Origin of the sequence: Virgibacillus sp. L01 (genome assembly GCF_052246775.1) — a bacterium.
In the GTDB taxonomy this organism is placed as follows: Bacteria; Bacillota; Bacilli; order Bacillales; family Amphibacillaceae; genus Lentibacillus.
Map to the genome: position 1 here is coordinate 57,502 of NZ_JBQQCP010000011.1, position 20,873 is coordinate 78,374.

23 protein-coding genes and 1 riboswitch are annotated in these 20,873 nt (G+C 38.4%); of the genes, 15 read left to right on the forward strand and 8 right to left on the reverse strand.

All coding sequences use genetic code 11. The annotated features are described in order from the left end of the window. Positions 1-182 precede the first annotated feature (182 nt). Positions 183-719 carry a YceI family protein gene (locus ACTWQM_RS17345; RefSeq protein ID WP_443259419.1) on the reverse strand — a complete coding sequence of 179 codons (537 nt, stop codon included), beginning with the start codon at positions 717-719 and terminating at the stop codon, positions 183-185. A 189-nt stretch (positions 720-908) separates the two neighbouring features. Between ACTWQM_RS17345 and ACTWQM_RS17350 the strand changes: the two genes are divergently transcribed. The 14 genes from ACTWQM_RS17350 (at position 909) to ACTWQM_RS17415 (ending at position 16,558) form a co-directional block, all read left to right on the forward strand. Then, positions 909-1,364 (forward strand): DUF6884 domain-containing protein, encoded by a 456-nt coding sequence (locus ACTWQM_RS17350; RefSeq protein WP_443259420.1) that lies wholly within the window; start codon positions 909-911, stop codon positions 1,362-1,364. Positions 1,365-1,385: 21 nt separating this feature from the next. Beyond that, entirely contained in the window at positions 1,386-1,709 is a 324-nt protein-coding gene (locus ACTWQM_RS17355; protein ID WP_443259421.1) for a hypothetical protein, read from the forward strand. Between the two features lie 654 nt (positions 1,710-2,363). Next, a complete protein-coding gene (locus ACTWQM_RS17360; protein ID WP_443259422.1) occupies positions 2,364-2,612 on the forward strand; it encodes a phage holin in 249 nt (82 codons plus the stop codon). Continuing rightward, a complete protein-coding gene (locus ACTWQM_RS17365; RefSeq protein ID WP_443259423.1) occupies positions 2,613-3,425 on the forward strand; it encodes an N-acetylmuramoyl-L-alanine amidase family protein in 813 nt (270 codons plus the stop codon). It abuts the gene before it with no gap. A 78-nt stretch (positions 3,426-3,503) separates the two neighbouring features. Next, a riboswitch (TPP riboswitch) is annotated at positions 3,504-3,604 on the forward strand. Positions 3,605-3,698: 94 nt separating this feature from the next. Beyond that, positions 3,699-4,277 carry an energy-coupled thiamine transporter ThiT gene (thiT, locus tag ACTWQM_RS17370; protein WP_443259424.1) on the forward strand — a complete coding sequence of 193 codons (579 nt, stop codon included), beginning with the start codon at positions 3,699-3,701 and terminating at the stop codon, positions 4,275-4,277. A gap of 296 nt (positions 4,278-4,573) precedes the next feature. Continuing rightward, positions 4,574-5,995, forward strand: coding sequence for a hypothetical protein (locus tag ACTWQM_RS17375; RefSeq protein WP_443259425.1), 1,422 nt, complete (start codon positions 4,574-4,576; stop codon positions 5,993-5,995). A 126-nt stretch (positions 5,996-6,121) separates the two neighbouring features. Then, positions 6,122-7,501, forward strand: a complete 1,380-nt coding sequence (locus tag ACTWQM_RS17380; RefSeq protein ID WP_443259426.1) for a Glu/Leu/Phe/Val family dehydrogenase — start codon at positions 6,122-6,124, stop codon at positions 7,499-7,501. Positions 7,502-8,033: 532 nt separating this feature from the next. Beyond that, positions 8,034-8,861, forward strand: a complete 828-nt coding sequence (gene fdhD, locus ACTWQM_RS17385; protein ID WP_443259427.1) for a formate dehydrogenase accessory sulfurtransferase FdhD — start codon at positions 8,034-8,036, stop codon at positions 8,859-8,861. Position 8,862: 1 nt separating this feature from the next. Continuing rightward, positions 8,863-11,814, forward strand: a complete 2,952-nt coding sequence (gene fdhF, locus ACTWQM_RS17390) for a formate dehydrogenase subunit alpha (RefSeq protein WP_443259428.1) — start codon at positions 8,863-8,865, stop codon at positions 11,812-11,814. Continuing rightward, positions 11,807-12,274: a DUF1641 domain-containing protein gene (locus ACTWQM_RS17395; RefSeq protein ID WP_443259429.1), complete on the forward strand. Its 468-nt coding sequence runs from the start codon at positions 11,807-11,809 to the stop codon at positions 12,272-12,274. The genes fdhF and ACTWQM_RS17395 overlap by 8 nt, the downstream gene beginning before the upstream one ends. A 248-nt stretch (positions 12,275-12,522) precedes the next feature. Continuing rightward, complete coding sequence (locus ACTWQM_RS17400) at positions 12,523-14,271, forward strand: carbon starvation CstA family protein (protein ID WP_443259430.1); 1,749 nt, start codon at positions 12,523-12,525, stop codon at positions 14,269-14,271. Between the two features lie 92 nt (positions 14,272-14,363). After that, on the forward strand, positions 14,364-14,603 hold the full coding sequence (locus tag ACTWQM_RS17405; RefSeq protein ID WP_443259459.1) for a cory-CC-star protein: 240 nt from the start codon (positions 14,364-14,366) through the stop codon (positions 14,601-14,603). A 32-nt stretch (positions 14,604-14,635) separates the two neighbouring features. Continuing rightward, entirely contained in the window at positions 14,636-15,568 is a 933-nt protein-coding gene (locus ACTWQM_RS17410; RefSeq protein ID WP_443259431.1) for an ArsA family ATPase, read from the forward strand. A gap of 6 nt (positions 15,569-15,574) precedes the next feature. Beyond that, positions 15,575-16,558, forward strand: coding sequence for a zinc-binding dehydrogenase (locus ACTWQM_RS17415; protein WP_443259432.1), 984 nt, complete (start codon positions 15,575-15,577; stop codon positions 16,556-16,558). A 38-nt stretch (positions 16,559-16,596) separates the two neighbouring features. Here ACTWQM_RS17415 and ACTWQM_RS17420 read toward each other — a convergent pair whose 3' ends face one another. The 7 genes from ACTWQM_RS17420 to ACTWQM_RS17450 are packed head-to-tail and all read right to left on the reverse strand — an operon-like array spanning position 16,597 to position 20,263. Beyond that, positions 16,597-17,451 carry a DUF421 domain-containing protein gene (locus ACTWQM_RS17420; RefSeq protein WP_443259433.1) on the reverse strand — a complete coding sequence of 285 codons (855 nt, stop codon included), beginning with the start codon at positions 17,449-17,451 and terminating at the stop codon, positions 16,597-16,599. Positions 17,452-17,463: 12 nt separating this feature from the next. Next, the gene (locus tag ACTWQM_RS17425; RefSeq protein WP_443259434.1) at positions 17,464-17,667 is read right to left on the reverse strand and encodes a DUF1657 domain-containing protein; all 204 of its coding nucleotides are present in this window, start codon (positions 17,665-17,667) and stop codon (positions 17,464-17,466) included. Positions 17,668-17,673: 6 nt separating this feature from the next. After that, complete coding sequence (gene spoVAE / locus ACTWQM_RS17430) at positions 17,674-18,024, reverse strand: stage V sporulation protein AE (RefSeq protein ID WP_092493148.1); 351 nt, start codon at positions 18,022-18,024, stop codon at positions 17,674-17,676. Next, positions 18,021-19,037: a stage V sporulation protein AD gene (gene spoVAD / locus ACTWQM_RS17435; protein ID WP_443259435.1), complete on the reverse strand. Its 1,017-nt coding sequence runs from the start codon at positions 19,035-19,037 to the stop codon at positions 18,021-18,023. The genes spoVAE and spoVAD overlap by 4 nt, the downstream gene beginning before the upstream one ends. Beyond that, the gene (gene spoVAC / locus ACTWQM_RS17440) at positions 19,037-19,516 is read right to left on the reverse strand and encodes a stage V sporulation protein AC (protein WP_443259436.1); all 480 of its coding nucleotides are present in this window, start codon (positions 19,514-19,516) and stop codon (positions 19,037-19,039) included. The genes spoVAD and spoVAC overlap by 1 nt, the downstream gene beginning before the upstream one ends. 19 nt (positions 19,517-19,535) lie before the next feature. Next, positions 19,536-19,997, reverse strand: coding sequence for a YhcN/YlaJ family sporulation lipoprotein (locus ACTWQM_RS17445; protein WP_443259437.1), 462 nt, complete (start codon positions 19,995-19,997; stop codon positions 19,536-19,538). Between the two features lie 59 nt (positions 19,998-20,056). Continuing rightward, positions 20,057-20,263: a DUF1657 domain-containing protein gene (locus ACTWQM_RS17450; protein WP_375053481.1), complete on the reverse strand. Its 207-nt coding sequence runs from the start codon at positions 20,261-20,263 to the stop codon at positions 20,057-20,059. Between the two features lie 166 nt (positions 20,264-20,429). On the opposite strand from ACTWQM_RS17450, the gene ACTWQM_RS17455 reads away from it, so the two are divergent. Continuing rightward, positions 20,430-20,873, forward strand: coding sequence for a hypothetical protein (locus ACTWQM_RS17455; protein ID WP_443259438.1), 444 nt, complete (start codon positions 20,430-20,432; stop codon positions 20,871-20,873).

Genomic DNA, 20,873 nt, shown 5'->3' on the forward strand with positions numbered 1-20,873 from the left:
TTTTAAAGTTTCCAGTAAATTGTATCCATAGATGTGTTTACCTCAAAAGACGGTAAATAAAACAGGGGAGGTTTAGAGGTTGGAATTATATAGGAACAATTTTCGCTATAAGTTAGGAAGTCACAGGTATCACTCAATAAAAAAAGGATGCCACCTTTTTGGTGACATCCTGTCTGTTTTGTTTACGCTTCTTTATGTGCTTCAATTTCGAAATTAATTTTAATTTCGTCACCAATTAATACGCCACCAGTTTCTACTGCAGCGTTCCAGGTTAAACCGAAATCTTTACGGCTAATTTTAGTTCCGCCACTAAAGCCAGCAACCGTATTGCCACTCATTGGATCTTTACTTTGTCCTTCAAATACTACATCAGCTGTTACAGGATTAGTTGTTCCGCGAATAGTTAAATCGCCAGTAACATCGTAGTTGTTATCTGATTTTTTCTTGATGTCTGTTGCAACAAATGTGATCTTTGGATAGTTTTCAACATCAAAGAAATCTCCTGAACGTAAATGGTCGTCACGATCTTTATTACGAGTATTAACGCTGCTTGCATCAATTGTTACTTCAACTTTTGAATCTGTTAAGTTTTCTACATCAGCTTCTATAACAGCATCAAAATCATCAAAGCTTCCTTTCGCTTTTGAAATCATCATATGTTTTACTGAAAATCCTAATTCACTGTGTACTGTGTCTACACTCCATGTTGTTCTTGTCATGTAAATCCCTCCATAAATTTTTCAATAGTTACTTTATGTAACTTAGTATAAAATGATAAACAGGTATTGTCAAGTAATTTATGAAAAAATTTTGATTTCAGAATATAATTACCCATTTTTTAATGTAAATAAACAATTTAGGCGTGCTATAATAAACTTTAGAAGTCATAGATTAAGAGGTTGTGAAAAATGAGTCAATTAAGTATAATCCCATGTGGCAGGAAAAAAATATGGGATAATAATCCAAGTATAGGTGCTGTTCCGGCGAAAGAAGCGTATATCGGCACATTACATAGGCTCTGCAGAAATTATGCAGAACAGTTTACCGATAAATGGGTAATACTTTCTGCCAAGCACGGTTTTCTGTTCGCTGATGATATTGTTACTGGCCAGTATGATGTGACATTTAATCAAAAAAGTGATCAGATTATTACATTTGATAGGCTGAGAGAACAAGTTCGAGATAAAAAGCTCGATATGTTTGATGAATTAGTTGTTCTAACGGGAAAAAAATATAAACCGGTTATTAATGGGTGTTTTGATGACAATCTTTCACGGACATTTCCTCTTGCGCAATATGGAGGAATTGGTTATATTCTGCAGGCATTAAAGCAATCTCTGGAAAAAGACACACCAATTCACTAATTAGATAGGAGAATAGACATAATGAATCGTGTAGTTTTGATAGCAATTGTTTTAATAATATACATGGTATACATCACATTTAAGCATAAGGAGACAATGAAGAAGTTGTCCTTCCCACAACAGTTGGGGGTAGCAATTTCATTCCTTGGTGTTGTTGGAATCGGATGTTACATCCTTTTCAATAGTGTTCGTTATTTTGATGCAGCAGTGTCTAATGATATTTTTAGTATGATTATTCAATTTATCATTGCCTTAGTTGTATTGGTCGTAAGCGTACTTGCTTTTAGTGCAATTGCCTATAAAATAACAAATGGTATATTACCAATTGAACGAAAACGAAAATAATACCGAAAGAGATAGGACTAAAACTGTTTACTTATACAAATAATAATAGGCTAGGATGTTTAGAACGTTCATTTACTATGGATAGATCTAATATGTAGTTGATATAAATTACGAAATAAATTAAATATTTAGTGTGGCTTTCTGACCGCGCAGTTGGAATATACTCACTTTCCGTGGGCTCACCACGAGCCTCCTCGCTCGCAAAGAACGCTCCCTGCGGGGTCTCTTAGGATCTAGTTTAGTGGTATAAAATCTTGTTTTTTTTAGTTCTAGTGAATAAAAAACAGCGTAGTGTATTTCCGAAGCGGTGTCATAGCACTCAGCTATTTACCCATGTTAATTCGCAGTTTATATCTAATCAGCAACGAAAATAAATCCGAACTAATTCGAATTCTATTTTAAGAATTTGAATCTTAGTTCGGATTTTACTTTGACTAAAACACTTTTGTCCCGGCCTCTTTTGTGCAGCTAAGTACTTATTTCTGCTTTCTTACTGGAAAAACCAAAAGTTTCTATTCTAATGCCACTTTTCAAGTCTGGGGTTCGATTGTTCGTGTAGAACAGATAATTTGGATTGCCCCTACAATAGCCGTTCCATTATTACACCAACTTGAAAATACTATTTATAACAAGTCTCTTACAGGAGGTGAAAAAGTGGATAAAGGTACTGTAATAAGAACGGCTGCACTTCTTTTGGCACTTGTGAACCAGTGTCTTGTTATGTTTGGAAAATCCCCGTTACCAATTGATAGTGAAATGCTAGAACAAGCAATGTCATTTTTATTCCTAGTTGTAACATCGGTATCCGCTTGGTTTAAAAATAACTATGTAACAAAAACAGGCATGAAGCAAAAGGCAGTAATACAGGAAAAAGGCTTAATAGGCAAAAATGGAGGTAAGTAAATGAAACCAGTTTTAATAATTGATCCAGGTCATGGAGGAAAAGACCCAGGTGGTGGATCCAATCAATATTGGCTTGAGAAAGATATGAATCTAGCAATCTCACTCTATCAGTACAAACGCTATCAGCAGTTAGGAATTCCGATTGCAATTACCCGGCAAAAGGATGTCACCTTATCACCTGCAGAAAGGACGAAGATTGTCCGGGATAGTGGTGCAAGGTATTGTCATTCTAATCATATCAATGCTGGTGGAGGGGATGGTGGTGAGGTTATCCATTCTATCTATGGGGGAGAGAATATGGCAGAAGAAATAGCTTTTGGATTGCAGGATGCAGGTCAAAATATACGCAGGGTCTTTACAAGGACACTGCCAAATGATCGTACACGTGACTTTTATTATATGAACCGTGATACGGGAAAAGTTATCACTAATATAATTGAATATGGCTTTGCCGATTCGCGGGGAGACGATATACGCAAGATAAAGGATCATTGGCTGGAATTAGCCGAATCTGTTGTCAAGGCCTTTTGCTCGTTTAGTGAATTTTCCTATAAAGGTAATGGAATTGGCGCAACACTTAATAAATATTTAAGTCTGCCATCGAAAGCCTCAAGCTGGCGAGTGTATCCATTGGATGCAACTCCGATTAAGGGGAATGAAAAAGGTTTTTTACGCCCGGATAAATTTGGTGGATTAACATATAAAGTTATAGGCAGAACGCAGGCACATGTCTACTTAATTCAAACACGGGATTTTGGCAAGGTTCAAATTTATGCTCATCCAAATACAGGGGCTATTGTATCAACAAAATAAGTTCTTTTACCATAAGAAACCGTTGTCAATTGTATGTTGATACGTTATAATACACATAATGAAAAAAGCAGATTAATAGAAGCCTACAGGGGGAGCCGTTTGGCTGAGAGTGAACGTGCAGTTCTGACCCTTAGAACCTGTTAGTTAGTACTAACGTAGGGATGGTGGCTTTTTTGATGGAATAAAAGCAATGTTGTGAGCGGATTCCCCATCAGGAAGCTTCCCCTTGGCATTGCTTTTTTTGTATTTATTCAAAAGGGGAGGTAATTTAGAATGAGTTCGAAGCGTACGCTGTTTATGATTGAGGTGGCAATATTTGCTGCCATGGCATTACTTTTAGATATAATACCTTTTTTAAAGTTCTCGATTTGGCCACAAGGTGGATCTGTATCTTTTGCTATGATCCCAATATTCATTATGGCTTTTCGCTGGGGTTTGAAAGGTGGTCTGGTGGCCGGATTTTTGTTAGGAGTCATGCAGATCGTAATGTCCGGACCAATAATATTAACACCTGTCCAGGGTTTTCTTGATTATATTGTTGCTTTCACTATAATTGGAGTGGCAGGAATATTTGTAAAACCGGTTCAACATGCTGTCAAAGAAGGAAAAGCAAAGATAAGCTTTTTACTAATTATGTTAGGCGTATTTATAGGCTCAGCACTACGCTTTTTGGCGCATTTTACAGCCGGCATCGTGTTCTTTGGACATTATGCACCAGAAGGCCAGCCGGTCTGGTTATATTCGTTACTTTATAGTGGATCTTACATGCTGCCATCCTTTATCATCTGTACAGTTATTGTATTTCTTTTGTTTTACAAACAACCAAAAACATTATTGCAAACTGCATCGTAAATTAATCCGTTCACAGAAAATAGTCCTTTGTATTATAAGGGCTATTTTTCTATAATTAAGGTAGGGGTGATTAGGATGAAAGAACTAATCGGACAGTGTCAGTCATGTGGGCAAAACGTTTATTGTGAGGATGGTTTTTTTGACGGTGTCCAACAAAATGGAAAGCTATTTTGCAATGAATGTAACGAAAAGGAATCAAATTAGGGAATTATAGTAATCCAGCATTGTAATAATTTTTCACCGCTTTCTTTCAGTGTGCATAGGCTATAGCACACTTAAGAAAGGAAGTGTTATGGGTGGAACTAACAATATCACATTGGCTATACGGTATATTTACACTAATAATTATTTTCACAATGATTTTCAGGAAAGGTGTTGTACTTCCGTCGTTGCTTGGGACATTTGTGATTGCCTGGGTATATAACGGGAATTTAATCGATGGATTTACCGCTATATTCAATGCCAACCTTGTTGCAGCAAAGGAACTATTCAGTATATTCCTGATCATTACTTTTATGATGGCTTTGCTACACTCATTGCGTGATTTAGGTGCCGATCGAAGGATGATCCAGCCAATCCAAAAAGTAATGATAAATGGGCATGTTTCGTTTTTTGTTTTAATTGCTGTAACTTATGTCATTTCTCTCTTTTTCTGGCCGACACCAGCGGTACCGCTTATTTGTGCATTGCTGGTGCCTGCTGCAATTCGCTCAGGACTTCCAGCATTAACTGCAGCCGTTGCTGTTGCGCTGGCTGGTCAGGGGATGGCACTTTCTTCTGATTATATTGTTCAGGTTGCACCAGGGCTATCCGCAAAATCAGCCGGCATTGATGTGAATTTGGTGGCTGATAAGGCATTAATCCTATCTCTGATTACCGGTGCAGTAGCAATCGGATTAGCATACCTCTTTTATCGAAAAACAATTCGTTCAAAAAATAGTGAGCTAAATGAAAAAGAATTGGAAGCATTACAGGCAACGCAAGAGTCAACTAATAAAGCACATTCAAAACATCTGGATACTTGGAGTAAAGTATTTGCAGTACTTGTACCCATTGCCCTTTTGACAGTAGTAATCTATATGATGTATACAAAGCTTATGTCAGGACGAATGAGTGGATTTGAAGGTGGGGATGGTGCTGCATTTATTGGAGGAGTTGCTGTAATCCTGCTGTTATTATCGACAGTAGCGTTTGGTCGGCAACATGCACTTGATTATATTAGTAACCATATTACAGATGGCTTTGTGTTTGCTTTTAAGGCAATGGGACCGGTTATTCCGATTGCGGGGTTCTTCTTCCTTGGCAGTGCAGATTTTTCCGGTGGTATTCTAGGTGTGGATGAAAAGGCACCCGGATTGCTGTTTGACCTTGTTCAATCCTCACAGGCCTTCCTACCACAAAGTGCCTTATTTGCAGCATTTAGTGTATTGATTATTGGTATTATTACTGGGCTGGATGGTTCAGGATTTTCAGGTTTACCGCTGACTGGAGCACTAGCTGCTTCTCTGGAAAGTTCCTCGATTGATTCGGGAACACTCGCGGCTATTGGCCAAATGGGTTCAATTTGGACTGGTGGAGGTACAATTGTTGCTTGGTCATCTATGATTGCGATTGCTGGATTCTGTGGCGTATCAGTTATGGACTTGGTTCGGAAAAACTTTATTCCGGTTATTCTTGGATTAATTATTTCTACCGTCTTTGCTGTTTTAATTTTATAAGGACTTGAATAATTGTATATAAACAAGTAAATCCTCCAAGTAGAACAGTATTATTAGTTTATAATATATTTGTTTGATACACTTTAACAAATCAGGAAAATTTTACTACTGATGGAGGTTTTCAAAATGGCAAGCAGTACCACGAAGATTGTTCAGGAGTCTTTGGAAGCTTTACTGGATGATAAATTGTTTTTACCAGAACTGACAGACAAAACACGTGAGAAAGCATTTACGTCGTTGGTGTCTATCTTATCCACTCCTAATCATGTCAACAAATCCTATTTACGAATTGCGCTCGAAAATGGCAAAGTAACACGTGTTCCATCTTTTCGGGTTCAGCATAATAATATTCTTGGTCCGTATAAGGGTGGTATTCGTTTTCATGAATCAGTTAATGAAGATGAAGTAACTAACCTTGCATCACTCATGACACTGAAGAATGCGCTCCATGATGTACCGTTTGGTGGTGGAAAAGGCGGAGTTGTGATTAACCCGAGAGATTATAGTGTTAAAGAATTATATATGATTTGCAAGAAGTATGTGCAGTATTTCAGTGAAATTCTTGGACCTGATAAAGATATTCCAGCACCGGATGTTGGTACAGGTGACCGTGAAATGGACTGGATGATGGGTGAATATAAAAGTATTCGTCCTGGAAGTCCTTACAGAGGCAGTTTTACTGGCAAAAGTGTCGAGAACGGCGGATCGTTAGGACGAAGGGAAGCAACGGGGAAAGGTGTTTATTTCGCATTCCGCTACATGATCCATAACTTTGTTAAGAATCAGGAAAAGTGGCTTTCAGAACGTGAGAATGTTTTTGTGAAAACAGCGTTGAACCACATGGACAAAACACTGACAATGGCAGTCCAAGGATTTGGTAATGTTGGCTCAGTTGCCGCACTTGAAGCTTTTCAATGTAATCATCTGAACAATAAAATTGTCTCAGTTAGCGATCGGAATGTAACACTATATAATTCCGATGGTTTGGATATTCCAGGCCTTGTCAAATTTACATCCAATAGCGGTGGAGACCTTCCAGTTAATGATGAACAGTTAAAAGAAGCAGATGTTAAAGCTACCATTAAAGATCGTGATGACGTGTTAAGTTTGGATGTAGATGTACTATTCTTAGCAGCCCTGGGAGGACAGGTACATCAGGAAAATATGAAAGATGTAAAGGCAAGTATCATAGTGGAAGGAGCAAACGCACCGGTAACCAGTGGAGCAGATAAATATCTGAGTGAAAAAGGTGTGATTATTGTTCCTGACATCTTAGCAAACGCTGGTGGTGTCATCGTTTCTTATTTTGAATGGCTGCAAGGTCGGGAAACGCAATTTTTCAGTGAAGAAGAAATCTTTAAACGCTTATTTGATAAAATGCAGCAAACGTTTGATACCATCTTCCCACAATTTTTTGGGGATCCGTTTCCGTTGCGGCAGAACTGTTATATTCATGCCGTAATGAAAATATCAACAATCTTATATAAGCAAGGAAAACTATATTAAAAATTAAGCAGTCCAGTTCTGAGAGTAATTTATAATTAGCATACATCTCGCCCCATAGTTGAAGAACCCACTTTTTAACGGAATGAGGATCCAATATACTGATTCGGCGGATCCTCATTCCGTTATTTGTTATTTTTGCCTCAAATTCGACTGATATTCAGTTGGTAGTGTAACGAGGATCCTATTCGATTGTTTGTCGGATCTTCATTCCGATGGTAATACTTCATCTCTTAATCTTATATAATCCCGCCAGCAGTTTAAGTCATAGTGTTTTATACTCCCCAATTAGGTGCATTTTTATTATTTTATCCCTAAAACTGAACTCGTTGCCCTAATTGAACTGCTTTTTTCGGAACTCCTGAAGCTGTGATTTACTGCCCTACTTAAAATTGAACTACATTGTTTCATGTGTAATGTCTTTTTATACGGTGAAATATGTTATAATATTCAGTAAATAAGTAAAGTCGTTTTGAATGTTTTTTGAATGGGTAATCATCTATTAAAGATAATAATGTAAGCGCTACAAGGAGGGATGTTAAAAGTGAATGATAAAAGCTTGTCGTTATGGAAGACAACGAAGTATCATCAGCATTTGAAAGCAACAGAAGAGGATGAGGTTGCTAGAGAAGCCCCCATAACTATTACAGTTAATGGAGAGCAATATGCCACAATTGTTTGCACGCCAAGTGATATCTATGAAATGACACTTGGGTATTTGGCATCTGAGGGAATTATCCGTTCAGTTGATCAAGTGGAAAATCTATCGATTGATGAAGCTAAGGGTTTTGCATATGCTGATTTATCAATTCCTGTATCATTTCCTGAACGAACCGAAAGATGGATTGGCTCGTGCTGTGGGAAGAGTAGGGAATTCTATTTAAAACAGGATGTAAAAACTGCTAAAACCATCATGTCCAACACAAAAATCTCATCTAAGCAAATCTATCAATTAATGATGGAATTTGACTCCAGATCAGAAATATTTGGTAGAACAGGAGGTGTACACCAGGCAGCATTAGCATCCGGTGGTGGAGTTATAGCTTCTTATATTGATATTGGGCGTCATAATGCGCTGGATAAACTGTACGGGTATATATTGCAAAATCGTATAACCCTGAAAAATAAATGTGTTTTGTTCAGTGGAAGAATTTCGTCAGAGGTAGTACTAAAGGTTTCCAAAATCGGTGCTGGGCTATTGGTGGCCAAGTCAGCACCAACAGATCTGGCATTAAAGCTTGCTGATGATTTGCAGATTACTGCCATTGGATTCGCCCGTGACACCAGTTTGAATGTATATACTCATGAAAATAGAGTTTATTGTGATACGGATCAAAATATACATTTTCTAGGGAGGAGATAATGTGCAAAATCAGAACCATATTGTTGTTAAGTTAAATGGAGAAGAATACTTAGCAGAAAATAACCAAAATCTATTGGATTTGATTAACACCACAAGCGAGTTTGTGCCACAAATCTGTTACAACGAGTCACTGGGACCTGTACAAACATGTGATACCTGTATGGTAAAAGTTGACGGTCAAATTGTGCGTGCATGTGGAACAACAGTTGCACCTGGTATGGAAGTAAATACAACAATTGAGCCAGTGAATACAGCTCAAAAAGAAGCCCTCGACCGAATACTGGAAAAGCATGAGTTGTACTGTACTGTCTGTGACTATAACAATGGCACATGTGAGATTCATAATACAGTTGCAGAATTCGGGTTGGAGCACCAGTCAAGACCATTTGAGGCGAAACCATATGAGATTGACAATTCAAGTCCTTTTTATCGATATGATCCGGACCAGTGTATATTGTGTGGACGGTGTGTTGAAGTATGCCAGGATATCCAGGTCAATGAAACACTACTAATTGATTGGAAAAGAGAGAAGCCGCGCGTTGTCTGGGATAACGACGTACCTATTGATGATTCATCTTGTGTGGGATGTGGACAATGTGTCACTGTATGCCCGTGTAATGCCTTAATGGAAACATCAATGGTTGGCGAAGCAGGGTATATGACCGATCATAGTCCTGGACTGTTACGGTCCATGATTGATCTAACGAAAAAGGCAGAACCAGGATATGGACCTTTATTTGCGGTTTCTGACACGGAAGCGTCTATGCGTGAAGAACGGATTGAAAAGACTAAGACTGTTTGTACATACTGTGGTGTCGGCTGCACATTTGATGTTTGGACAAAGTATCGTAAAGTTTTGAAAGTAGAACCACAGCAAGATTCACCCGCAAACGGCATTTCTACCTGTATTAAAGGAAAGTTTGGATGGGATTATGTGAATTCGGATGAACGATTGACGAAGCCATTGATTCGTGATGGCGAATCTTTTGTGGAGGTAGAATGGGATGAAGCACTAGATTATGTTGTGAAGCGTTTTTCTGAGGTTAAGGATGGTAATGGTGCAGATGCACTTGGATTTATTTCTTCATCTAAAGCAACTAATGAAGAATCTTATTTGATGCAAAAATTGGCACGACAGGTAATCGGAACAAACAATATCGATAACTGCTCACGCTATTGTCAGTCACCGGCTACTAAAGGTCTTTTTCGAACTGTAGGACATGGCGGGGACTCAGGCTCAATTGATGATATTGCTGAGGCGGAAATGGTTATAACGATAGGTTCTAATACGACCGAATCACATCCAGTGCTTGGTTCACGCATTAAGCGCTCGCAAAAGTTATTTGGTCAAAAGCTGTATGTTTTTGATTTACGGAAACATGAAATGGGACAGCGGGCTGACAGGTTTTTCCAGCCTAAAAGTGGAACAGATCTAGTTTGGCTATCTGCAGTAACAAAATATATTATCGATCAAGGCTGGGAAAATCGTACGTTTGTTGATAAATGGGTGAATGGTTTTGAGGAATATAGGGAATCTTTGCGTAAGTTCACACTGGAATATGCTGAAGAATTAACAGGCATATCCAAAAAGGAATTAATTGAAATTGCGGAACAGATTGTAAGTGTTGATAAACTTGCAATTTGCTGGGCGATGGGAGTAACCCAGCATCAGCTAGGGAGTGATACAAGTACAGCAATCTCAAATCTATTATTAATCACCGGAAACTATATGCGAAGTGGTACAGGGGCATATCCATTACGGGGGCATAACAATGTCCAAGGATGCAGTGATTTCGGTAGTATGCCGAACTTCCTCCCTGGGTATGAAAAGGTTGCAGATGATGATGTTCGCGGGCGCTATGAAGATGCCTGGGGAACAGAACTTCCTAGTGAACCAGGTAAGGATAATCATGAAATGATCAAGGCAATCCATGAAGGGAGTTTGAATGCTTTATATGTGCTGGGGGAGGATACGGGAATAGTTGATGCAAATATTAATTACGTTACCGCTGCATTTGAAAAACTCGACTTCTTTGTTATTCAAGATTTATTTTTAACAAAGACAGCAGAATATGCTGATGTTATTTTACCAGCTGTTCCAAGCCTTGAAAAAGAAGGAACCTTTACGAATACAGAAAGACGTATTCAACGCTTGTACAGGGCATTAGATCCTGTGGGAGATTCCCATCCCGATTGGCAAATAATTATGGACATTGCAAATAAGTTCGGGTATGACTGGGACTATTCTGATCCATCGGAAATTATGGATGAGGCAGCATCACTTGCACCATTATTTGCGGGGGTAAGTTATGCTAGATTAACAGACTATAATAGCCTGCAATGGCCGGTTGATGCCGATGGAACAGATACACCACTTCTGTACATTGATGGATTTCCGTTTGATGATCATAAAGCAAGATTGTACCCACTCGAATATGAATTAAAATATGATACAAATGAAAAATATGATTTGCATGTGAATAATGGAAGAGTGCTGGAACATTTTCATGAGGGCAATATGACATATAAATCAAAAGGCATAACAAGTAAAATGCCTAACGCATTTATTGAAGTTTCACCTGAATTAGCTGAGGAACGGGGAATTAAAGAAGGTGCAGAAGTTAAGCTGACTTCTGATGCTGGAGAAGCGACCGGAATTGCTCATATTACAGATCGAGTGCGTGGTAAAGAACTCTACCTGCCATTAAATGATAATGGTAAATCAGCTGTCAATTATTTAACTGACAACAATGTGGATAAGGATACGAACACTCCTTCCTACAAGGAAATAGCGGTTAAAATGGATGTTATAAAGAAAAAAGGGAAAAGTCCCTTACCACCAAATAACTATCGGCGGGGAAATCCACAACCGCAGATTAGTGTTAAGGTAGAGGATAAATGGGATCGTGATGACTATATTTTCCCGGGAAGTCAGGTGAAGCATGATGTCTAATCCGATAACCAATATTAAACGAAAGGAAATTCCTGAAGAAACCACGAAAGAACGGAATCTTGACGAAGTCTCTCAGGCGGTCAGCGAAAACAAAGAGGCAATTTTAAAAGGAATTGATTTGTTAGCGACGCTTAATAAAAGTGGCTCGTTGGATACAGTAAATGCCTTGGTAAAACATAAAGAGGATGCTTTGGAAAATGTAATGGAGGAGTTAAATAAACCGCAATATTCAGGGACCTTGGAAAACCTGAGCAAACTCTTTTTGTTTATTGGTGATCTCAAAGTGGATGAAATTAAATATTTTGCTGATAAGCTTAACACTGGTATGGAAGTCGCAAGTACATCTGAGGATTCTCATAAGACATCATATATGGACCTTTTGAAAGCATTAAAGGATCCGGAGATTAATCGCAGTGTTACGATGCTGCTGCAGTTTTTACGTGGGATGGGTAGAGAATAAAAACTGAATCCTCAAAGGTTGCTGCAGGCAACTTTTGAGGCAATTTTTTAAAGAAGTTTTTCCAGAATCCAAAATGTAAAATAAATAAGAATACGTTTTTGATTCAAAATATTTGCATTAATGCATAATTATTCAGTAAGATGAAGTTGTACTATTTAGTATCGTTTTCACATAGATTTTACTAGGTATGTCTGACGTTTTTTAGAAGACAAGAAGACAAACCAAATAACTTGGGGGAGGTTGAGAAGGTGAGTAGTATATTGGTTGCGGTAATCGGGATACTTGTTTTTGCACTTGGTTATCGTTATTATTCAAAATTTGTTGCAGATAAGATTTTCAAGTTGGATCCCAACTATGTAACACCAGCACATCAGTATAAAGATGGTGTGGATTTTGTGCCTACAAATAAATTTGTTTTGTGGGGGCACCATTTTACGTCAGTTGCGGGTGCGGCGCCAATTGTTGGACCGGCTATTGCAGTTTATTGGGGGTGGCTCCCAGCAATCTTATGGGTAATCCTTGGGACAGTGTTTGCTGCAGGTGTGCACGACTTTGGAACACTTGTATTATCTGTTCGTAACAAGGGTCAATCGATTGGTACGCTAGCAAATAAACTTATCGGGCAACGAGCAAAGATCTTATTTTTATTCATTATTCTTATTCTGGTCTTAATGGTTAACGCAGTGTTTGCATGGGTAATTGCAAATCTGTTTATTTCATTCCCGGCCAGTGTTATTCCGGTATTTATTCAAATTCCATTAGCAATCTGGATAGGTGTTGCAGTATATAAACGGAAGCAAAAAATGCTTATTCCATCGTTGCTGGCTTTGGCCGTTATGTATATTACTGCAGTAATTGCAAGCAGAGTCGATTTTATGCAAATTGATCTGGTACAGTATATGGGCGGTGAAGGTTCTACAGGACTATTTGGCCTTGGTGCCGTTTCAACAGCATTTTTCATCTGGATTATTATACTTATGATATATGTATATATCGCTTCTACATTACCTGTGTGGAAGTTACTGCAGCCGCGGGACTTCATTAATTCACATCAGTTAATTGTAGGACTTGCGATTTTGTATTTGGGCTTACTATTTTCAAATCCGGAAATTACAGCTCCATTAACACATACTAATACTGATGTATCGTGGTTCCCGCTATTATTTATCACGATTGCGTGCGGTGCTATATCAGGCTTCCACGGTTTGGTATCGAGTGGTACTTCCAGTAAACAATTAAACAACGAAACCGAAGCAAGATTTGTTGGGTATTTGGGTGCTGTAGGTGAAGGGGCATTAGCATTGATTTCAATCATTGCTGTTGTAACATTCTTCTCGAGTACCGATGAATTTCTGGCAACATACAGCAGTTTTGCAGCAGCAGGCGGTGCAGGACTTAATGTGTTTGTTCAGGGAGCCGGACAACTAGCAACAGGATTAATGATTCCGCCAGATGTAGCAGCAACAATTGTATCTGTAATTGTAGTGAGCTTCGCTGCAACAACATTGGATACATCAGTTCGTTTAATGCGCTATATTATAGCTGAACTTGGTATTGAATATAAAATGCCGGCACTTACAAAAACACATGTTGCAACTTCTATTGCTGTTGTCTCAAGTGCGGCATTAGTATTACTGCCAGAAGGTCCAAAAGGTTTTGGATCAGGTGGATATCTGCTTTGGCCACTTTTCGGGACATCTAACCAGTTACTCGCAGGGATTAGTTTATTGCTGATTTCCATTTGGCTGAAACGGCAAGGCAGAAACTATATGATAACATTCATCCCGATGGTATTCCTGATGTTTATGACACTGTGGGCTATGTTCCAGCAGGTCGTATTTCAATGGTCCTGGTGGGGTTCAAGCTCGAGCACATTACTCTTTGTCTTTGGGGCAATCATATTCGTATTCGCGGTATGGATTATCTTAACCGCATTTACAGCATTAACGGGTAAAATGGATCAGGATATTGATACCGATGATAAAATGATTAAGTAAGAAATAAGTTAAAGAGAGAAGGGATCATCTAAACAGTGATCCCTTTTCTGATTATCGGAAAAGAGGTGGGAAGCGTGTTAGATAAACTAAAGATGCTCATCGAATATTATGAAGAAGTATTAAATATGCCGCACCGTCAGGAAATCGCAAGGGAGTTAAGAGACCAGGATGACCTGTTTTTGCTGCTTTTGTATTCTGAGATGATTGGAATTCCTAATCCTGTTTATTACTATACACTTGAATTATATCCATATATGATGGAGCGTTTCCACGATTGGCATTTACGTATGGGAATGGAGAAATCACCAATGACAGGAATCCGCTGCTGTTAAATACAAAAGCGTCATTGAAAAGGAGTTTGAATATGGAAGTCTTAGAGAAGAAAATTATTTTTGTTGGCGGAAAAGGCGGTGTCGGAAAGTCTACTTCGGCTGCAGCAATTGCATGGAAGTCTGCAGAAGAGGGGAATAATACGCTGCTTATATCTACAGACCCTGCACATAATTTAGGGGATATTTTTAATCTGTCAATTGGAGGGAAGACAACTAAGGTTTCAGATAATCTTTCGGCTCTGGAGATTGACCCGGAAATAGAGACAAATAATTATATTAAAGGGGTAAAAGAAAATTTAAAGGGTGTAGTCCATTCTGGTATGATGGAAGAGGTATATCGCCAATTGGATACGGCAAAGGCTTCCCCAGGCGCAGATGAAGCTGCATTATTTGATAAATTAATTTCAATCATCTTAGAAGAAAGTGAGCATTATGATAAACTTATTTTTGATACAGCTCCGACAGGGCACACGATCCGCCTGCTTTCATTACCAGAGCTAATGGGAGTATGGATTGAAGGAATGTTACAAAAGCGGCAAAAGACAAATGAAAACTATACACAATTATTAAATGATGGAGATCCGATTGAAGACCCCATTTATGATGTGCTGAAGACACGTCAGGAACGATTTTCTAAAGCGAGGGAAGTTTTACTGGATGGCAAGGTTACCGGGTTTGTCTTTGTAATGAATCCTGAACGTTTACCAATTCTGGAAACCCAAAAAGCAATTGAATTACTTGATAAATATCATCTTCATGTGAAAACATTAATCGTAAATAAAGTATTGCCAGATGATGTGGATGGTGATTTCTTACTTCAACGTAAAGGGCATGAACAACAATATATGGATACTATAAAAGAGACGTTTACGAAACAGCAATTGATTTATGTGCCATTATTTTCACATGATATAATGGACAAACAACAACTTAATGATTTTAGTAAATATTTTGTGAAAGGATGACTAGGTATGAAAGCATTTGTGCATGAGTTTGGAGAAACAAAACTAAAAGATATGGCAGATCCGTTTGCAGATCACGGACAAGTTACAGTGTCAATACGAACTGCTGGATTAAACCGACGTGATATCTCGGTTCCGAAACGTAGAGGAGATGATGCGAGTGCATTAATTCTTGGGTCTGACGGTGCTGGTATAATTGAATCAGTAGGGGAAGGCGTTACAGATTTTTCAATTGGAGATGAAGTAATTATTAATCCTTCACTTCAATGGTACGAAAATAGCGATGCGCCTCCAAAGGGATTTGACATTCTTGGAATGCCTGATAATGGAACATTTACGGAAAAAATTGTGCTGCCTGCTGAACAGGTGGAAGCAAAGCCAGAGCATCTCACGTGGGAAGAGGCGGGAGTTCTAGCATTACCTGCTTTAACCGGTTATCGTGCATTGTTCACAAAAGGGGATCTTAAAGAAGGGGATACGCTGTTTATTCCCGGTGCTGGAAGTGGAGTTGCGACATATCTTATTCAGTTCGCCAAAAATGTAGGGGCAAAAGTGATTGTAACTTCCCGCAGTCCAGAAAAACGTCAGCAGGCCAAAGAATTAGGTGCTGATATTGTTCTGGATACAAACAGTGACTGGAATGAGGAGTTAAAGCATGAAACAATTGATTTAGTAATTGAAAGTGTGGGAAGAGCTACCTTTAATCGTTCATTGGATGTACTGAAGAAGGGTGGTCGTATTGTAGCGTTTGGTGCTACGACTGAGGATACAATCGATTTGAATTTACGGAAATTCTTCTATGGACAATATCAATTATTCGGTTCAACAATGGGAAGCAGACAAGAGCTTCGTGCAATGCTGAAGCACATTGAGAACTTTAAAACACATCCAGTTGTGGATCGTACATTTTCCCTGGATAATGCAAAGGACGCGATGAGTTACCTTGAACAAGGCAAGCAGTTTGGAAATGTTGCAATTGTAGTAAGTGAATAGACAGTAAAGGCTCTCTTTTATGGCAAGAGAGTCTTTTTTTAGAGATATGGAGAAACCTTGTCAATTGCCTCCTGCATTTTCTGGCTATTTTTTTCATACATATTTTTCGTTTCCTGATTCTCGGTGGCCAGTGCAAATAATTCAAGATCTGCTTGGCTTTTCTTCATCGTAGCTAGAAGCAGCGGTTTTTCACTCGGACTAGGTACAGCAATTTTGTCATCATATAAATCTACGGTTAATTGTCCATCACTATCAACTTGACCTAAAAACACATTTTCAATACTGACATCCATTTTGTCTAATTCGGTTTCAAGCCAGTTGGTGTTTAGTGAAGCATTTGATAAAGGCTCGAGTAACGCATGTCCGTCCATGACAACTGTTTGGGGCTCTTTTTCTGGAGCTGGTTTTAAGCCAATATCCTTAACTGTCACTGGCTGGTTTTCTTTTTTAGGTAATACATTAACCTTTCCAGTTGGCTCTAAAACAGCAAACTCGACATCCGCTACCTTATACATGTTGTTGTTACGCAATTCTTCTAGCAGGTCATCAGTCGTGTAACGTTCTTTTTTTAAATTTTCCTCCATTATTTTACCATTTTGAATAAATACAGTGCCTTTCCCTTGAGTAAAATTGCGCACTCTTTTACTTTTTAATGCTATATATTCTAACCCAAGTGGGACCAGAAACCATACTGATAGTGCAATAAGTGCATACTCGAAATGGGTTGTCAAATCTGTCACATGTGTTGCGACAATACTTCCAATAACAATTCCAGTTATGTATTGAAAGATATCAAGTTGGGACATTTGTTTTTTACCAAGCATTTTGGTAATAAAAAACAAAGCAATCAATAAACTTAATGATCGTATTAGGATTTCAACCCAGCCTGGCATAGTATCACTCCTTTAGTTCTTATATTGAGGTTCCTGTTGTGATAAATATATTACCTGTTTTTCCAGGTCTGTTTTTATATCAGCAATAATACTTTGCACTTCATGGAAACATTCCTGTGCTTCTTGATTCTGTGTTTTACTTTCTAATGAGAGAAGTGATGCTTCAACACTTTTAACAGACGAAAAACAACCTTTTACTTGTGAGCCTACAGTCATCTTTATTTATCCTTTCGGTTTAAAAATAATTGCCCCAATCATTCCAAAAATTATAGCAGCTGAAATACCAGAACTGGTGACTTCAAACATTCCTGTCACAACCCCAATCAGACCATGTTTTTCAGCTTCTGCCATTGCCCCATGGACAAGTGAGTTACCGAAGCTTGTAATGGGGACTGTTGCACCTGCACCTGCAAAATCAATTAACGGTTCATATAGGCCGAATCCGTCCAAAATTGCTCCGGAAACTACGAGAATACTGAGGGTAAGTCCAGGATTAAATTTAAATACATCAAACATAATTTGGCCGATTACACAAATTAGCCCTCCGACAACAAATGCCCAGAAAAAAATCATTGTATATCACTTCCTGATTCGATAGAAACTGCATGTGCAATACAAGGAATTGAATCACCTTGCTGCACGCTAAGTGGTGAATGCAGGGCACCTGTTGCAACAACGAGAATTCGATTAAGCTTCTGCTGTTTCATAAGATTTAAAAAGTGACCATATACGACAACTGAGGAACAAGCAGCCCCGCTTGCGCCTGCAAGAACCGGTTGACCTTCCCGATAGATGGTTAACCCGCAATCTTTGAAGTTATCTTCTGTAATTGCAATGTTTCTTTTCTGCAAAAGATCGATTGTTATTTCTCGGCCAACATGACCAAGGTCCCCCGTAATGATTAAGTCATAATAGGATGGGTCAACATCACGTTCCTGCAGATGTTGCTCAATCGTGTCAACTGCAGCTGGAGCCATTGCGCCTCCCATGTTAAATGGATCAGTCATACCCATATCAACAACTTTACCAATTGTTGCAGATGTAATTCTTGGCCCATCTCCTTCTTTTGCTACAAGCGCACATCCTGCACCAGTTACTGTCCACTGTGCTGTAGGTGGTTTTTGACCACCATATTCAGTAGGGTACCTGAATTGTTTTTCGGTGGCGGCATTATGGCTGGAAGCACCACTTAAAATATAATCAGCTCCACTCCCATTGATAATAAATGCCGACAGTGCCAAGCTTTCCATTGAGGTTGCACAGGCACTAAATAAGCCAAAATATGGCACATCCAATGTTTTAGCTGTAAAACTTGATGGTGTTATTTGATTGATTAGATCCCCACTAATAAAGAACTGGACCTGTTCTTTATCAATCAAACTGTTTTTTACAGCGATTTGCGTTGCTTCTTCCATCATGGTTCGTTGCGCTTTTTCAAAGGTTGATTGCTTAAGCCACATATCATCATGTAAAAGGTCAAAGTCTTTAGGGATACTCCCTTCAGCTTCAAAAGGTCCACCTACAGTGCCGGTTGAAATAATGACTGGTTTATTTTCAAAAATCCAAGTGCGATGTCCTGTTAGCATTATAATCCACCCCACTGAATGAGTATTGTTTTAATTAATGCAATAACAAAAGCGGAAAAAACACCAAACAGAATGACAGATCCCGCCAATTTAAACATATTTCCACCGACTCCTAATACAAATCCTTCGGTACGGTGTTCGATAGCAGCAGATATCACTGCATTTCCAAAGCCGGTAACAGGGACAGCTGAACCGGCACCGGCGAATTGCCCAATTCGGTCATATATTCCAAAGCCTGTTAGAAGCATTGTAATAAATATCAAGGTAGCAACAGTTGGATTCCCGACAGTTTGTTCAGTAAAGTCGAAGAAATAAATATAGATTGTTGAAATTATCTGGCCGATAAAACAAATGAATCCACCTACAAAAAAAGCCTTAATACAGTTTTTTAAGAGGGGTCTCTTAACTTCTCTATCTTGTTGAAATGCTTGGTACTTTTGTGCACTAGGTGGTAGGTTTTTCTTTTTCTTATCTGCCATGAACTACTCACTCTTTTCCTTATGTTTGTTCATTCATAAGTTTAATTAAATGCTTTACCTCTTTCTTAAGTTTCTTTTTTGAGATATTGCCTTGCCTTATTTTTTTTTCAAGCTTGTTTGTTTCAATCACTATTTTCTTATCTGTTGATAATTCGATTTTATGATCAGGGAAAACTTTTTCCATTTTCTTCTGCATCTTTTTCCGGAATTTCGCTAAACGGAAGCGCTCATTGTGGTGTACTTCAAATGCAATCACCAGTTTTTTCTCTGTATTTACTGCATTTATAGTTGTTATTTCTTTATGCTGACTAAGACTTTGCTTCGCATTATTTGAGATGGATTGATCAATCGATCCCTTAGTAGAAATATTGGTGAAATCAACCCCATCATTGGGACCACTCTGGGAGGTATCCGTATTTGGATTACAACCTATTAGGAAAAGTATCATGCCGATTATAAACAAAAATCGATAAGCTTTCATATTACAATCCTCCCATTGTTAGAGGCTGGTATAAGAAACCAACCTCATTTTTCATGTATTTACATTCCTTTATATTGTGGTTCTTCTTGCTCAATTTGTGTTACTCTAGGTTCAACACTTTGTAAAATAGATTCAGTTTGCTGTGCAGCATTCTCATAAAGTTGTTTCGCTTGTTTATTCTCTGTTTCCAATGCGAACTGTTCAAAACTAGCCTGTGCACTTTTAAGACCTGCTATTGTTTGTTTAACCTGGCTTGATACTGTCATATATATCCTCCTTTATTTGCGCTTCACTATATATAATTTAATAAAATGCCGGTTATTATACTTTCTATTTTTTACCTATTATCTATTTTTAATTTTAAAAAATAATAATAAATGGAAACTTTTTGCCAGGTCTATACGTCTTATATATAAGATAGGAGAGTGAAAAATGAAAAAAGGGGTATTTGGGCTTTTTGTTTTGTCGGTATGTGTATTGATCTCATTTTATTGGTTTTACGAGCAGGCCGGGGCAGAGTTGGCAGTTAACCAAAGTAAGGAGATACAAAAAGATAACTTTATCTTACATATACGCGTAGAAAAAATGGATGAAGGATTTCAAGTATTCCGTTCCATCCAGTTTGTAGGGGAGGAACAGGTTGAAATAACACATCAAACTCCGCTTATATCTGTATCACTGAAGCACAAAAATCATGATTATACTGGAAGTAATGTATCAAGAACGCTAACTTCAGGAAGCAGTTATCATCCTCAAGGATCTAAAACGTTTGAATCACCGGACAGAGGTGAATATACACTGTTTTGTGAGTCAAAATTTAAGGTGGAAGGAGAAGAAATAAAAATAAATTACGAGGAAAAATTAACGTTCAATTAA